The sequence below is a fragment of the Paenarthrobacter sp. TE4293 genome, assembly GCF_050435325.1.
GTDB lineage: Bacteria > Actinomycetota > Actinomycetes > Actinomycetales > Micrococcaceae > Arthrobacter > Arthrobacter nitroguajacolicus_C.
The window spans coordinates 358342-371735 of the sequence record NZ_JBNJRY010000005.1; the positions used below are offsets into that span (position 1 = coordinate 358342).

At 64.5% G+C, this 13394-nt stretch carries 14 protein-coding genes and 1 tRNA gene; 11 read left to right on the plus strand and 4 right to left on the minus strand.

The window, feature by feature from the left end:
- Positions 1 to 25: 25 nt before the first annotated feature.
- Positions 26 to 469 carry a hypothetical protein gene (locus QF015_RS12795; protein WP_310211112.1) on the minus strand — a complete coding sequence of 148 codons (444 nt, stop codon included), beginning with the start codon at positions 467 to 469 and terminating at the stop codon, positions 26 to 28.
- 264 nt (positions 470 to 733) lie between these two features.
- Between QF015_RS12795 and QF015_RS12800 the strand changes: the two genes are divergently transcribed.
- The 5 genes from QF015_RS12800 to QF015_RS12820 all read left to right on the plus strand — a co-directional run bounded on the left by QF015_RS12800 (position 734) and on the right by QF015_RS12820 (position 4323).
- Positions 734 to 2188: a M15 family metallopeptidase gene (locus tag QF015_RS12800; RefSeq protein ID WP_429389438.1), complete on the plus strand. Its 1455-nt coding sequence runs from the start codon at positions 734 to 736 to the stop codon at positions 2186 to 2188.
- A 79-nt stretch (positions 2189 to 2267) separates the two neighbouring features.
- Positions 2268 to 2338 (plus strand) — tRNA-Gly (locus QF015_RS12805).
- A 156-nt stretch (positions 2339 to 2494) separates the two neighbouring features.
- A complete protein-coding gene (locus tag QF015_RS12810) occupies positions 2495 to 2956 on the plus strand; it encodes a nuclear transport factor 2 family protein (RefSeq protein WP_310211117.1) in 462 nt (153 codons plus the stop codon).
- A 78-nt stretch (positions 2957 to 3034) separates the two neighbouring features.
- Positions 3035 to 3169 carry a hypothetical protein gene (locus QF015_RS12815; protein WP_011776304.1) on the plus strand — a complete coding sequence of 45 codons (135 nt, stop codon included), beginning with the start codon at positions 3035 to 3037 and terminating at the stop codon, positions 3167 to 3169.
- Positions 3166 to 4323: a N(5)-(carboxyethyl)ornithine synthase gene (locus tag QF015_RS12820; RefSeq protein WP_310211120.1), complete on the plus strand. Its 1158-nt coding sequence runs from the start codon at positions 3166 to 3168 to the stop codon at positions 4321 to 4323. The genes QF015_RS12815 and QF015_RS12820 overlap by 4 nt, the downstream gene beginning before the upstream one ends.
- Before the next feature lie 62 nt (positions 4324 to 4385).
- Here the strand turns inward: QF015_RS12820 and QF015_RS12825 are convergent, their stop codons facing one another.
- Entirely contained in the window at positions 4386 to 5786 is a 1401-nt protein-coding gene (locus tag QF015_RS12825; RefSeq protein WP_310211122.1) for an MFS transporter, read from the minus strand.
- A gap of 179 nt (positions 5787 to 5965) precedes the next feature.
- On the opposite strand from QF015_RS12825, the gene QF015_RS12830 reads away from it, so the two are divergent.
- The 3 genes from QF015_RS12830 (at position 5966) to QF015_RS12840 (ending at position 8049) form a co-directional block, all read left to right on the plus strand.
- A complete protein-coding gene (locus QF015_RS12830; RefSeq protein ID WP_310211125.1) occupies positions 5966 to 6820 on the plus strand; it encodes a LysR substrate-binding domain-containing protein in 855 nt (284 codons plus the stop codon).
- A 46-nt stretch (positions 6821 to 6866) separates the two neighbouring features.
- On the plus strand, positions 6867 to 7205 hold the full coding sequence (locus QF015_RS12835; protein WP_429389442.1) for a hypothetical protein: 339 nt from the start codon (positions 6867 to 6869) through the stop codon (positions 7203 to 7205).
- Between the two features lie 70 nt (positions 7206 to 7275).
- Entirely contained in the window at positions 7276 to 8049 is a 774-nt protein-coding gene (locus QF015_RS12840; RefSeq protein WP_429389444.1) for a sugar phosphate isomerase/epimerase family protein, read from the plus strand.
- Here QF015_RS12840 and QF015_RS12845 read toward each other — a convergent pair.
- Positions 8046 to 8825 carry an alpha/beta hydrolase gene (locus tag QF015_RS12845; RefSeq protein ID WP_310211134.1) on the minus strand — a complete coding sequence of 260 codons (780 nt, stop codon included), beginning with the start codon at positions 8823 to 8825 and terminating at the stop codon, positions 8046 to 8048. The genes QF015_RS12840 and QF015_RS12845 overlap by 4 nt on opposite strands.
- Positions 8822 to 9859 (minus strand): LacI family DNA-binding transcriptional regulator, encoded by a 1038-nt coding sequence (locus QF015_RS12850; RefSeq protein ID WP_429389446.1) that lies wholly within the window; start codon positions 9857 to 9859, stop codon positions 8822 to 8824. The genes QF015_RS12845 and QF015_RS12850 overlap by 4 nt, the downstream gene beginning before the upstream one ends.
- Positions 9860 to 10051: 192 nt before the next feature.
- Between QF015_RS12850 and QF015_RS12855 the strand changes: the two genes are divergently transcribed.
- Genes QF015_RS12855 through QF015_RS12865 form a run of 3 tightly spaced genes read left to right on the plus strand, consistent with a single transcriptional unit; the run spans position 10052 to position 13274 of the window.
- On the plus strand, positions 10052 to 11221 hold the full coding sequence (locus QF015_RS12855; RefSeq protein ID WP_429389448.1) for a Gfo/Idh/MocA family protein: 1170 nt from the start codon (positions 10052 to 10054) through the stop codon (positions 11219 to 11221).
- Positions 11221 to 12435: a dihydrodipicolinate synthase family protein gene (locus tag QF015_RS12860; RefSeq protein ID WP_429389450.1), complete on the plus strand. Its 1215-nt coding sequence runs from the start codon at positions 11221 to 11223 to the stop codon at positions 12433 to 12435. Before QF015_RS12855 ends, QF015_RS12860 begins: the two co-directional genes overlap by 1 nt.
- Positions 12432 to 13274, plus strand: coding sequence for a sugar phosphate isomerase/epimerase family protein (locus tag QF015_RS12865; RefSeq protein ID WP_429389451.1), 843 nt, complete (start codon positions 12432 to 12434; stop codon positions 13272 to 13274). Before QF015_RS12860 ends, QF015_RS12865 begins: the two co-directional genes overlap by 4 nt.
- The last annotated feature ends 120 nt before the right edge of the window (positions 13275 to 13394 follow it).

Sequence of the window (13394 nt, forward strand, 5' to 3'; positions counted from 1 at the left end):
CCAGGAGCCCAGAGACCCGGCACGCTCACACCACGGAGCGCGATTCCATGACGGTCTTCAGCTGCTCCAACTGGGCAACTTCGCCTTCCATGGCTTTCTGGATGGTGCTGTTCATCAGCTTCTGCAAGCCCTTGGGATGGTATTCAAGGGCGAACCTGAGCCGGGTGGTTTGGCCTTCGGTGCTGAGGTAGTAGCCGCCGGTGGGCCGTGCTGGTCCGGCGACGACCATGAAGCGTACTTCTGCCCCGGGCCGGGCTTCGGTGATCTGGAAGTCGGCGGCGATGGGGCGGCCGCCGGGGCCGTTGATGGTCTGCTGGTAGAGCGCGCCTTTTTGGCCGCGGATGCCGGAGCGCAGTGAGATGCTGCGGATTCCGGATCGCCACAGGGAGTTGTTCATCCCGTCCATGAGGAATCCGTAGACGGTCATGGCGTCCCGGCTGATCACCACTTCGTAGTCTGCAAATGCCATGGAAACCTCTTTCGGCGTACGGTTCGAATGTCGTAGCCCGGTTCCCCATACGCTGCAGCTAACACCTTCAGAATAGTCAGCGCTGACCGCCCGGTGACATATAAGGGCCGAGCCTTGACCGAATGGTTATCTGGAGCTTCATAAAGTGACGACTGACAGGGTCACACACCACGCGGTAGAGTTCCCGAGGCTGGCAAAACCGATGTGGGGGGCATGATGCGGGGTCTGGAACAACAATCTTTTGCAAGGAACGCGCGACGACGCGTGGCCGCGTGCGCGGTTTTCCTCGCCATGGCGGTGGCCGGCGGAGTTGTCACGGCGGTGCAGGCCACGGCTGCAGCACCCACCGCGACAACAGTTGCGGCCACGAAGACAGCGGTTCCCACAACGGTGAATCCTTTGCCAAGCGTGGACCCCGTCGGGGACCCGGCCAACTTTTCGGTCCTGGTCAACAAGTCGCGGCCACTGAACCCGGTGAGCTACGCGCCGTCGGACCTTATCAACGCGCGCGGCTCGGGCCAGTACATGCGGGCGGAAGCCGCCGCATGGCTCAATGGTTTGTTCCAGGGCGCGGCTGACGCCGGCACGGGCGGCTTGGCGATCGTGAGTGGATACCGTTCCTATGCAACCCAAAACCAGGTGTATTGGGGCTATGTCAATGCTTACGGCCAGGCCTACGCGGACACCATTTCAGCCCGTCCCGGCTACAGCGAGCACCAGACCGGCCTGGCCATGGACATCGGCAACGCCGCCGGCAACTGCGGGCTCAGCACCTGCTTCGGTGACACCGCAGCGGGCAAGTGGGTGGCAGCGAATGCCCACAAATATGGCTTCATCGTCCGTTACCCCAACGGCTACACGGGCACCACCGGGTACAGCTATGAGCCGTGGCACCTCCGCTACGTTGGCGTCGCCCTGGCCACTGACATGAACCGCCGCGGTTTCCCCACCCTGGAGCACTACTTCGCAGGCAACACGGCCGCCGCAGCCAGCATCAAGTTCGGCGCGGACCTGGTGGCTGCCGATTCTTCGGGACGCCTGTTGCGCTACCCTGCGACGGCGGCAGGCGGCTATGCCGGTGCAGTCCAGATCGGTTCGGGCTGGACAGGGCTGAAGCAGGCTTTCGTGGTGGACTGGGACATTGATGGCGTGTACGACATTCTGGCGCAGTGGAACAACGGCGTCCTCGGCGTGTACAGGGGGCTTCCGGGTGGCGGGTTCGCCAACCAGGTTGTTGTGGGCAACGGTGGCTGGGAGCGCATGACCATCACCGTGGGTAAGTGGACGCACGCGCATGGCCGGCCCGGCGTCGTCGGATACTTCCCGGACGGTGTCCTGCGCTACTACCCGAACACCTTTGGTGGCGCGCTGAGCGCTCCGCAGATTATTGGCAAGGGCTGGAATGGCATGGAGCTCACCATCGCCGATTGGGAAGGCGACGGCGCCAACGACATCCTGGCGAGGACGGGTTCGGGTGCCCTCATTAATTACCGCGGCGACGGCTGGGCGGGCTTCTACGGACCGGCCACTACCGTGGGCACCGGCTGGCAGTACATGCGCGTCCTGGCGCCGAGCTTTGGGCTGACGGGCGCCGGTACCCGCGGCATCACGGCACAAACCGCCGACGGCAACCTTTACAACTACGGCCTGGGCCGCGGTCAGTGGACGACATACCGTCAGGTAGGCTCAGGATGGAACGGCCTGAAGCTGTTCAAGTAGCCGGCCGACGCGCCTGTCATGAGCACCCCCGCAACTGCGCTAAGCTAGGACTCGCTCGGGGCGAAATTTCCCGGGCAACGCGGGCGTAGCTCAATGGTAGAGCGCTAGCTTCCCAAGCTCGATACGCGGGTTCGATTCCCGTCGCCCGCTCAAGGAAAACCCCGGATCCCACGATCCGGGGTTTCTTTGCGTCCAGGCAGGAAACGCTCGACGGCGGTACCCACCAAAGGGGGTTCTGGAACCCGTCGACCGGGAGGCTTCCCGAGCCTACACTCGTACGTACATCCACTATCCGGGAGGTCCCCCATGACTCTCACCGACGCTGGTGAGGCGGGTCCGCTCGCCGTCATCAACCGCCTGCTGGAAGCCACGAACAAACACGATCTCGAGAGCCTGGCGGCGTGCTTCGCGCCGGGCTATGTCAACGAAACACCGGCCCATCCCACCCGGGGTTTTACGGGTCGGGACACCATCCGCAGCAACTGGGAGCAACTCTTCACGGGTGTCCCCGACATCAAGGCGCACCTGCTTTCGCACAGCGTCAACGGCAGCACGATATGGACTGAACTGCAGTTGAAGGGGGCATGGCGCGACGGCACCCCGCACGAAATGACCGGAGTCATTATCTTCGGTGTGGACGAGGGCACCATCAGCAGCGCCCGGTTCTACCTGGAGCCCGTGGAGAAGGTGGTGACCGTGGACGACACCGCAGATCGCGTGACCCACCGGGTCACCCATGGTCGTCCCGCAGCCGAGCCAGCCCAGTGACCCCAGCCACAGCGTGTTCCGCAGAGGTGTATCGTCAGGAGTCAGGAGTCATGTCGACTCCGCTCTAAGGGAGCCATCATGGGCGACAAATCACCGCGCCAAACTGCATCGAAAAAGTCCAGTAAGTCCATCAAGGAAAAGCGGGCGGACAAGCGGGCTTCCGAGTCCTCCGCCACCGAGGCTGCGAAGCCTTCTACCGGCAACAAGAAGTGACCGCGCCAACCGGCCAGCTGAGCATAGGCGTCCTTGCTACCTCGCTGAAACCCAACGAGCGGCGCCTGCCGATCCACCCACAGCATTTGGAGCGCATCGCTCCGGAAGTCCGCCGGCAACTACGCTTTGAGTTCGGCTACGGCGAACGGTTCGGCGTCCCGGACAGCAAACTTGAATCGTTGGTGGGCGGGCTCGGCACACGGCAGGAGTTGATCGCCACCAGCGACGTCATCCTGCTGCCCAAGCCGCAGGCCCAGGACCTGGCCGAACTCCGGGACGGCCAAACCCTCTGGGGCTGGCCGCACTGCGTGCAGGACCGTGCCATCACCCAACTGGCCATCGATAAGAAGCTCACGCTCATCGCCTTCGAGGCAATGAACCATTGGGCCGGCGATGGTGGCTTTGGCCTGCACGTTTTCCATAAGAACAACGAACTCGCCGGGTACTGCTCCGTGCTGCATGCCCTGGCACTCACGGGGTCCACGGGCGACTATGGCCGCCGGCTGAGCGCCGTGGTGATCGGTTTCGGGGCAACTGCCCGCGGTGCTGTCACGGCGCTCAATGCCCATGGCGTCCATGACGTCCAGGTCCTGACCAACCGCGGCGTGGCCGCCGTCGGGTCCCCGATCCATTCGGTAAGGATCGTGCAGTTCGACCACGACAATGAGGCCCCGTTCCTCAGCGAGGTCATCACGAACAACGGGCGCAAACCGCTGGCACCTTTCCTGGCTGCGGCGGACATCGTGGTCAATTGCACCCTGCAGGACCCGAATGCGCCGCTGACGTACTTGCGGACCGAGGACCTGGCGGAATTCCAGCCGGACAGCTTGATCGTGGATGTTTCCTGCGACGAAGGCATGGGCTTCAGCTGGGCGCGGACCACGACGTTCGACGAGCCCATGTTCCGCGTGGGTGGACACGTCAATTACTACGCGGTGGATCACAGTCCGTCCTACCTGTGGAACTCGGCCAGCTGGGAAATCAGCGAGGCTTTGTTGCCCTTCCTGGACACGGTGGTGGCGGGACCGGACGCATGGGATGCCAACGAGACCATCAGCCGCGCCATCGAAATCCGTGACGGCGTCATCCGCAACCTGGACGTCCTGGAGTTCCAGGGCCGCTCGGCGGAGTACCCGCACCTCGCAACGGCATAGCACCACACAGAAGGCAGCGCCGGCGGTTCGCCACCGGCGCTGCCTTCTCTGTTAAGCCCCGGCTAAGCCGTCTGGGGCTCCTGCACAATCCGCAGCACCCGGCGCCGGTCGCGCAGGTCTACCTTCAGGTGCAGGGACGACTTCCGGGCCAGGACGACGGCGACTACCGCAGCCGCAATGGCCGGGACACCGCCGGAGATGAGGACGGCGAGGTGCGGACCGAGGTGCTCGGCGAGCCACCCCATCATGGGGCCGCCGATGGCCTGGCCACCGATCAGCACCACGAGGTAGAGGCTCATGACGCGGCCGCGGATGCTCATGTTGGAACTGGTTTGAACCATTTGGTTGGCCGCGGTGAGGAACATGAGGCACCAGAATCCGGCGAGGACCATGGTGACGCTGAACCACACCATGGAGGGCATCAGGGAGGATACGCAGAGCATCAGCCCGTACAACCCCGCCGACGTCACCACCGACCTCAACCGAAGCTGACGACGGCGGGTTGAGGCCACTGCTCCCGTCAGTGCACCGAGCGCCACCATGGCGTTCAGCAGGCCGTAGCCTCCAGCGCCGGCGTCGTACACATGGTCCGCAAAGGCGGCCAGCAGCACCGGCAGGCTCATCGCGAAAACTGCCACGAACCCGGCCATCAACCACGGCCAGTAGATGGTGGGCTTGCTGAGTGCGTAGTTGAGCCCCTCGCGCAGCATGCCCTTCTTGCGGGGTGTCGGCTGACTGAGGTGCAGCTGGTCCTTGCGGAGGATCAGCAGCATGGCAACGGTGGAGCAGCATGCCACGGCGTTGGCGGCGAAGGCCCAGCCTGCACCGACGGCGGTCAGCAGGACACCGGCCAGGGCAGGCCCGATCAGACCGCCGAGCTGGAACGTCGTGGAGTTCACGCTGATGGCGTTCCGCAGGTATTTGGGGCCAACAAGTTCGTTGACGAACACTTGCCGGGCCGGCTGGTCGAGGACCGTGACGAAGCCCAAAACCAGGGCGATCACGTACACGTGCCAGACTTCAACGCGCTGGCTCAAGGAGAGCACTGCGAGAAGGGCCGCGAGTACGGCGGCCGCCGACTGGCAGATGATGAGGATCTTGCGCTTGGGAAAACGGTCGGCAATCATGCCGCCCCACGGCCCCAGGAAAAGCGACGGCATGAACTGCAGCGCCACCGTTATTCCGACGGCGGTGACGGAACCGGAGAGCTGCAGCACCATCCAGTCCTGGGCGATGCGCTGCATCCAGATGGCGATGACGGCGATGAAGTGGCCGATCGCGAAGATCCTGAAGTTGGGGACCTTCAGGGAGATGAAAGTGTGACGCCAGGGCAGCTTTTCGCTGACGACGGCGAGTGGCTGGGTGACGGTGTCCGACTGCTTTGTGTCCGGCAAGGGACCAGCGGACAGGGAATCGATGACGGGCTGGCTGACGTTTGCCGCTGAAGGCGGTGGGGGTGCCAAAAGTAGTCCTCGGATCGAGAGTTTCGGTGGGATGCGTTTAACGCTATGGTTGCCAGCAGCAATTATGGAAGCGTATTGCGCCTATAACTAGCATTGCGGAATGCAATGAGCTGCTTGCAGCACGAGGGGAAACGGCGCAGTACTCCGGCCCGGCGTTGACCTGCGCTTAGAGGAGTTCCGTGTTCGAACCTGTCCAGCTCCGTTCTTTTTTGGCCGTCGCGGAAACGCTGAGTTTCACCAAGGCAGCCGAGCGGCTGGGGCTCGCACAGCCCACGGTCAGCCAGCACGTCCGTAAGCTCGAGGCCGCCGCCAAGCGGGTGCTGGTGGCCCGCGATACCCGCGAGGTCAGGCTCACCGACAACGGCGACGCCATGGCCGGTTTTGCCCGCAGTATCCTGGCCGCGCACGACTCCGCCGCCCGCTACTTCTCCGGCTCGGCGATGCGCGGGCGACTCCGTTTTGGCACCGCAGACGACCTTGCCATCACCGGCCTCCCCCGGATTCTGCGCGAGTTCCGCCAGTTGTACCCGCAGATCAACCTGGAGCTCACCGTCAGCCAAAGCGATCAGCTGTACAAGAGGCTCAACGCCGGACAACTGGACTTGGTGTTCGTGAAATGGGTGGCCGGAGCCAAGGAAGGCACCGTGGTCCGGCACGACAACTTCGCATGGGTGGGCGTGGAACAGACCGTGTTGGAACCCGGCGCGCCAGTGCCGCTCATCGCCTATCCGGCACCCAGCCTCAGCCGGAAACTGGCCATCGATGCCCTCGAAGCAGAGGGCCGGACGTGGCGGATCACGTGCAGCACCAAGCAGATCAGCGGGGTGCTCGCGGCCGTGCGGGCCGGCATCGGAGTGGCCGTCATGCCGGCGTCGTTGGTACCTGAAGATTTGAAGGTCATCACCCAACGGTTTGGACTGCCGCCGGTAGGCGACGTCGACTTCACCCTGATCCGAAACCCGCTGGCCAACGCCGAGGTGATCGACGCCCTGACCCAAGCCATCATGGGCCGGGCCCTGAGCAAGTCGAATTAGTGGCTGGGCCGGTCGTCGTGGTGACGGTCCGCAGTTCGCTCGCCGAATGATTCATGCCGAGCTCACCAAGCCTTCCCCAACGTTCCGCAAGACCTGGCTGGAAAGCTACGACGAGTGGGGAACCCTTGACCAGGACAGCTCCCCGGCGTTCCTCGCAGCACGCTACGATGTGAACCTCCGCGAGGACAGCGGCTTCACACGCTGGGTTCAACTGCTGCACCGCATGCCGCTGACGGACTTCCAACCTCCCGAAGGCCTGGCCACCCAGACCACCACCCGGGTGGTTGACGGCATGACCTGCCTGGGTTCCGCCCGGCGGAGACATTTGCTCCAGACCTGGGCATCACCGAGCCGATCCGCCGCTACTGCATCACTCTGTCACTAACAGCATTCATACCTGTTCACCAGGCGATACACCCTTACCGGGTAAGCGCATTCCCGGTATCCTGTGAAGCATGATCGACCTCACCACGCTGGCTGACCTCACGCCTGGCATTTGTTCCGTCACTCTCCGCTCGCTCGGGATCGACGACGTCGTCCGGATTTCCTCGGACGCAGGCCTGGCCGGCATCGAGTGGGGCACCGATGTCCACGTCAGCGATGCCGAATCAGCGGCGCATGCCAGGAAAGCTTCGGAGGCGGCAGGGCTCACCGTCCTGTCCCTTGGCTCGTACTACCGGTGCGGGTCCTTCGGAGATTTCGCCAGGATCCTGGACCTCGCTACAGGGCTGGGTGCGCCCCGCATCAGGGTGTGGGCCGGCGAACTTGGCTCGGCCGACGCAAGCCAGGAGCACTGGGACGCGGTAGTGACGGACACGCAGCGCATCGCCGACCTCGCTGCGGAACGCGGGGTCGCCATTGCTTTCGAGTACCACGGCAACACCCTGACCGACTCGCCGGCAACCACCCTCGACTTACTGGACCGGGTGAACCACGCCAACGTCGGCACTTACTGGCAGCCCGCCGTCGGACTTTCTGACCGGCAGGCACTGGACTCGCTCCACCAGGTCCTTCCGCACGTCGCGGGCGTGCACTGTTTCTCATGGGGACCGGAGGCCGAGCGTTTTCCGCTGCGGAACCGAAAGCTCCTGTGGCAAACCGTCACCGATGTTTTGCGGGGCAATGGCAAGGACCTGGACATCATGCTGGAGTTTGTCGAGGACGACCTGCCGGATAACGTCCTCAACGACGCCGCCTTCCTGCACACCATCACCCTGGGCGAAGACTAAGAAGGCTGGACAGTCCAGCCCATGCGGCCGAGCCAGGCTGCGCAAAGGACCGGCCATTGGTCTGCACCGGGCGTTTCCGCGGCCAGGCCAATGCCATGGATGCCGTGCGGAAAAACGTGGAGTTCCGTCGAAACCCCGGCCCTGGTGAGTGCTTCCGCATAGGCAAAGCTGTGGCTGACGGGGACGGATTCATCGTCCGCAGTGTGCCAGAGGAAAGCTGGCGGCGTGGCAGGCGTGGCGTGGAGTTCCGTTGACAGTTCGCGCAGGACCTCCGGCGCGGCACCCACTCCGGCAAGGTTGTCCACGGACCCCTGATGAACCGAATCCACGAAGGAAATCACCGGATAGCAGAGGATACTGAGGTCGGGCACAGCACCGGAGACGTCCAACGCAGGATTGCCCGTAGTTACCCGCACCGACAAGGTGGCAGCGAGATGCCCGCCGGCCGAAAAGCCCAGGACGCCGACGCGCGAGGGGTCAACCTTCAGGCCATGGTCGCCGCCGCGGATCCACAGCATTGCCTGCTTGGCGTCCTCCAGCGGCGCCGGGTGCTGGTGTGGCGCCACCGAGTACCGCAGCACGAATGCGTGGATTCCCAACGAAGCGAGCCACTCGGCCACCGGTTCGGCCTCATGGTCTGCCTGCTTCGCGTAGCCTCCACCGGGCAGCACCAGGACCGCGGGTGCGGCCACGTCCGCCTGTCCAGCCGCACCAAAAGGTACGACGGCGGGAACCACCGTGAGCGCCCGGAGCGCCTGAGGGTCCGGCTGAGTCATACCTGCGATTCCACCGGGGTTTCGGTACTGCGGCGGAGCTTGACCGCGCCACTCACGGGAGGGGTGTCCGGGTCTCCGGCCGCGAGCCGTCCAATGTCCTCAAGCGGCAGGTGCACCGTGGACAGTGCTGGACGGAAATCGCGCAGGGTTTCAATGTCATCGAAGCCGGCGATGGTAGCGTCGCGGGGAATCCACACACCCTCGGGGCGAAGGGCGGCTGTGACGCCTATGGCCATGACATCGTTGACGGCGAAGATGCACAGGCGTTCCGTGGACGACTTGATCCGTTCCGCGAGAGCGAGTCCGGCCTCATATCCTCCGGCGCGGTTAAAGCCGGTGCGGATGACCTCGGCTTCGGGCCTGCCAGCGTCAGCCAGCCCGCGTTGGAAACCGCGGACCCGGTCGTCCGAGGTGTAGAGCCCTTCGGGGCCGGCAACGATCAGGAACGCGCCCTGGTGCGTGCCGGCCAACTCCGCAGCGAGACCAGCGGCGAGCTCCTCATTGGGGACCTGCACTACGTGGTAACCCTCAGCGGTGGATGCGCCAACCACCGGGTGGCCAACAACCCCCACGTGCCCGCCGTTGCGGCAGTAGCGGTCCAGCTCGGCTGCCAGCTCGGCATTTCCTTGTTTGTCTTCGGTCCGCACGGAACGCGACCCGGCAATCACGATCGAGTCAGCGCGACGCGCGGCGAAGGCTGCCACCGCTTCTTTTTCATCTGCCGGAGCCCCGGAGGTGCTCGCCAGGAGCACCATGCGGTTCTGCTGGCGGGCAGCTTCCTGGACACCGCGGGCGATCGCGGAGAAGTAAGGATCGGCGATGTCGTGGACAATCAGCCCGATCAAGCCTGAACTCGACTTCGCGAGGGCCTGCGCCTGCGCGTTGGGGACGTAGCCGAGCTTGTCCGCGGCTTCGCGGACCCGTTCGGCGATGTCTTCCGCGGGTTTCCGGGATGAGCCGTTGAGGACCCTGGATGCCGTGGCCAGGGAGACCCCGGCCAAACGGGCAACTTCACTGAGTGTGCTGGCGGCCACGGGGCCCTCCTTGTCTGCAAGCGTCGGGACTGGCGCTAGGGAAATTATGTCAGTCTTCGGCGAGTTTTGGGAAAGCGCTTGCCAACCCGGCGCGCCATGGTGCATGATCGATGTCAACGGGAATGCGCTTTCCCACAAGTTGCAAGCACCGGCTTCCGCACCGCGACCGGCACACAAGGCACTGGAGAAAACATGGGCTACGAAACAAAGACGATCCGCATCGCCATGAACGGCATCACCGGCCGCATGGGCTACCGCCAGCACCTGCTGCGGTCCATCCTTCCCATCCGCGATGCCGGCGGCTTCACCCTCGAAGACGGCACCAAGGTCCAGGTCGAACCGATCCTCGTGGGCCGCAACGAGGCAAAGATCCGCGAATTGGCCGAGCTCCACAAGGTTTCCGAATGGACCACCGACCTGGATGCCGTCATCGCCGATCCCACCGTGGACATCATCTTCGACGCTTCCATGACCAGCCTCCGCGCCGCCACCCTGAAGAAGGCCATGCGCGCCGGCAAGCACATCTTCACCGAGAAGCCCACGGCCGAAACCCTCGAAGAGGCCATCGAGCTCGCACAGATCGGCAAGGAAGCCGGCGTCACCGCGGGCGTTGTGCACGACAAGCTGTACCTCCCCGGCCTGGTCAAGCTCCGCCGCCTGGTGGACGAAGGCTTCTTCGGCCGAATCCTCTCCATTCGTGGCGAGTTCGGCTACTGGGTCTTCGAAGGCGACGTGCAGGCTGCACAGCGCCCGTCCTGGAACTACCGCAAGGAAGACGGCGGCGGAATGACCACGGACATGTTCTGCCACTGGAACTACGTCCTTGAAGGCATCATCGGCAAGGTCAAGAGCGTCAACGCCAAGACCGCCACGCACATCCCCGCCCGTTGGGACGAGGCCGGCAAGGAATACAAGGCCACCGCAGACGACGCCTCCTACGGCATCTTCGAGCTCGAAACCCCGGGCGGCGACGACGTCATCGGCCAGATCAACTCCTCCTGGGCCGTCCGTGTCTACCGCGACGAACTGGTTGAGTTCCAGGTCGACGGTACGCACGGTTCCGCCGTCGCCGGTTTGAACAAGTGCGTTGCGCAGCAGCGTGCCCACACCCCCAAGCCCGTCTGGAACCCGGACCTGCCCGTCACGGAATCCTTCCGCAGCCAGTGGCAGGAAGTCCCTGCCAACACTGAACTGGACAACGGCTTCAAGTTGCAGTGGGAAGAATTCCTGCGCGACGTCGTCGCCGGCCGTGAACACCGCTTCGGCCTGCTCTCCGCAGCCCGCGGAGTGCAGTTGGCCGAGCTTGGCCTACAGTCCTCGGCCGAGCGCCGCACCATCGACATCCCGGAGATCACCCTCTAATGACGTCACTGATTCTTCCCACCGACGACGGCGGCACCCGCGAGTACCGCCTTCAGGCAGCCACATCGTGGGCCAAGCCGACAGCCCCGCTGACTGCCCGCCGCGCCTACGCTGCAGCGCACGTCATCCCCGAGGTCGCCGCGGACAACACCCCCGGCGCGCCGGCCCAGCTCGACTGGGATGCCACCCTGGCGTACCGGCACGAGCTGTGGTCCTATGGCTTGGGCGTTGCCGACGCCATGGATACCGCCCAACGCGGTATGGGCTTGGACTGGGCAGCAACCCAGCAGCTCATCAAGCGCACCGGCGCCGAGGCCGCTTCCGTCGTGGCAGCGGGCAACGCCGCCATCACGGGCAAGTCGGTCCGCGACCTTGTTTCCTGCGGCGCCGGCACCGACCAGCTGGACATCGCTGCACTCCCCGAGGGGGCCGCAGGTATCCAGGCCGTCATCGACGCCTACCGCGAGCAGATCGCCGTCGTCAGTGAGGCCGGCCCCAAGGTCATCCTCATGGCCTCCCGTGCCCTGGCCAAGGTCGCCAATGGTGCCGACGACTACCTGCACGTCTACTCGACCCTGCTGCAGGAAGTTGACCAGCCCGTCATCCTGCACTGGCTCGGCACCATGTTCGACCCCGCACTGGCCGGGTACTGGGGCTCCGACGACGTCTCCATCGCCACCGAAACGTTCCTCAGCCTGATCCGCGAGCACTCGGACAAGGTTGACGGCGTCAAGGTTTCGCTGCTGGATGCTTCCCACGAGGTCGCCCTCCGCGCCAACCTGCCGGAAAGCGTCCGCCTCTACACCGGCGACGACTTCAACTACCCGGAACTGATCGACGGCGACGAAACCCACCACTCGGATGCCCTTCTGGGCATCTTCGCTGCCATCTACCCGGCCGCTTCGGTCGCGTTGCAGAAGTACGACGCCGGCCAAGGTGCTGAAGGGCGCGCCATCCTGGACTCCACCCGTGAGCTCGGAAAGCACATCTTCAGCGCACCCACGTTCTACTACAAAACCGGCATCGCCTTTATGTCCTGGCTCAACGGCAAGCAGCCCGGCTTCCAGATGGTCGGTGGCCTGCACTCGGGCCGTTCGGTGCTGCATTTGGCGAAGACGTTCGAACTGGCGGACCAGGCCGGTCTGTTGAAGGATCCTTCGCTGGCAGCCTTCCGGATGTCGGACTTCCTGCGGATCAACGGGGTGGGCGCATGAGCTCCGATTTCTCGCGTCTCTCACTGAACAGCGCCACCACCAAAAAGTGGACCTTGGCTGAGGCCGTTGACGGCTGCGCCCGCGCAGGCATCCCCGCGATCGGGCCGTGGCGTGACCGCGTTGCGGAGGCGGGACTGGACAAGGCAGCCAAGCTCATCAAGGACGCCGGACTCCGCGTTTCCTCGTTGTGCCGCGGGGGATTCCTCACCGCGGCCGACGCTGAAGGACAGGCTGCTGCCCTGGCCGACAACTTCGAGGCCGTCCGTGAAGCCGTTGCGCTGGACACCCAGGAGCTTTTCCTGGTGGTCGGCGGGCTCGCTCCCGGCGAGAAGGACGTGGTGGCTGCCCGCCAGCGCGTCGCCGACCGGCTTGAGGAACTCGTGCCCTTCGCCTCGGAGAACGGCGTCCGGTTGGTGCTGGAACCGCTGCACCCGATGTACGCCGCTGATCGTGCGCTGATCTCAACCCTTGGTCAGGCGCTGGATCTCGCAGCGCCTTATGACGCAAAGGCTGTTGGCGTCGCCGTCGACACCTTCCACGTGTGGTGGGATCCGGAACTGAAGGCGCAGATCGAACGTGCCGGCCGCGAAAACCGCATCGCCTCCTATCAAGTGTGCGACTTCAACCTGCCGATCGCTGCGGACGCGCTGTTGTCCCGCGGCATGATGGGCGACGGCGTCATCGACTTCGCGACCATCGGCACCTGGGTCAGGGACGCCGGATACAAGGGCGACATCGAGGTTGAAATCTTTAACCAGGAAATCTGGGATGCCGATGGGGACAGCGTCCTGGAAACCATGAAGCAGCGCTACGCGGAGCTCGTCCTCCCGTTCGCGTAACCACGTGATCCTCCCGCGGATGCCCTAAGCGCCGCGGGAGGATCGCTCCAAAGCCAGCGGGCTCCTGCCAAGGTCACGTCAGGGGCCCGCTTTTTGCTGCCCTGGTTTGTGTTGGCTGTA

What these genes read in the sequence shown, in the direction of transcription:
- QF015_RS12795 (WP_310211112.1), bottom strand. Translation starts at nt 469, where the DNA reads ATGGCATTTGCAGACTACGAAGTGGTGATCAGCCGGGACGCCATGACC.
- QF015_RS12810 (WP_310211117.1), top strand. Translation starts at nt 2,495, where the DNA reads ATGACTCTCACCGACGCTGGTGAGGCGGGTCCGCTCGCCGTCATCAAC.
- QF015_RS12815 (WP_011776304.1), top strand. Translation starts at nt 3,035, where the DNA reads ATGGGCGACAAATCACCGCGCCAAACTGCATCGAAAAAGTCCAGTAAG.
- QF015_RS12835 (WP_429389442.1), top strand. Translation starts at nt 6,867, where the DNA reads ATGATTCATGCCGAGCTCACCAAGCCTTCCCCAACGTTCCGCAAGACC.
- QF015_RS12840 (WP_429389444.1), top strand. Translation starts at nt 7,276, where the DNA reads ATGATCGACCTCACCACGCTGGCTGACCTCACGCCTGGCATTTGTTCC.
- QF015_RS12845 (WP_310211134.1), bottom strand. Translation starts at nt 8,825, where the DNA reads ATGACTCAGCCGGACCCTCAGGCGCTCCGGGCGCTCACGGTGGTTCCC.
- QF015_RS12855 (WP_429389448.1), top strand. Translation starts at nt 10,052, where the DNA reads ATGGGCTACGAAACAAAGACGATCCGCATCGCCATGAACGGCATCACC.
- QF015_RS12860 (WP_429389450.1), top strand. Translation starts at nt 11,221, where the DNA reads ATGACGTCACTGATTCTTCCCACCGACGACGGCGGCACCCGCGAGTAC.
- QF015_RS12865 (WP_429389451.1), top strand. Translation starts at nt 12,432, where the DNA reads ATGAGCTCCGATTTCTCGCGTCTCTCACTGAACAGCGCCACCACCAAA.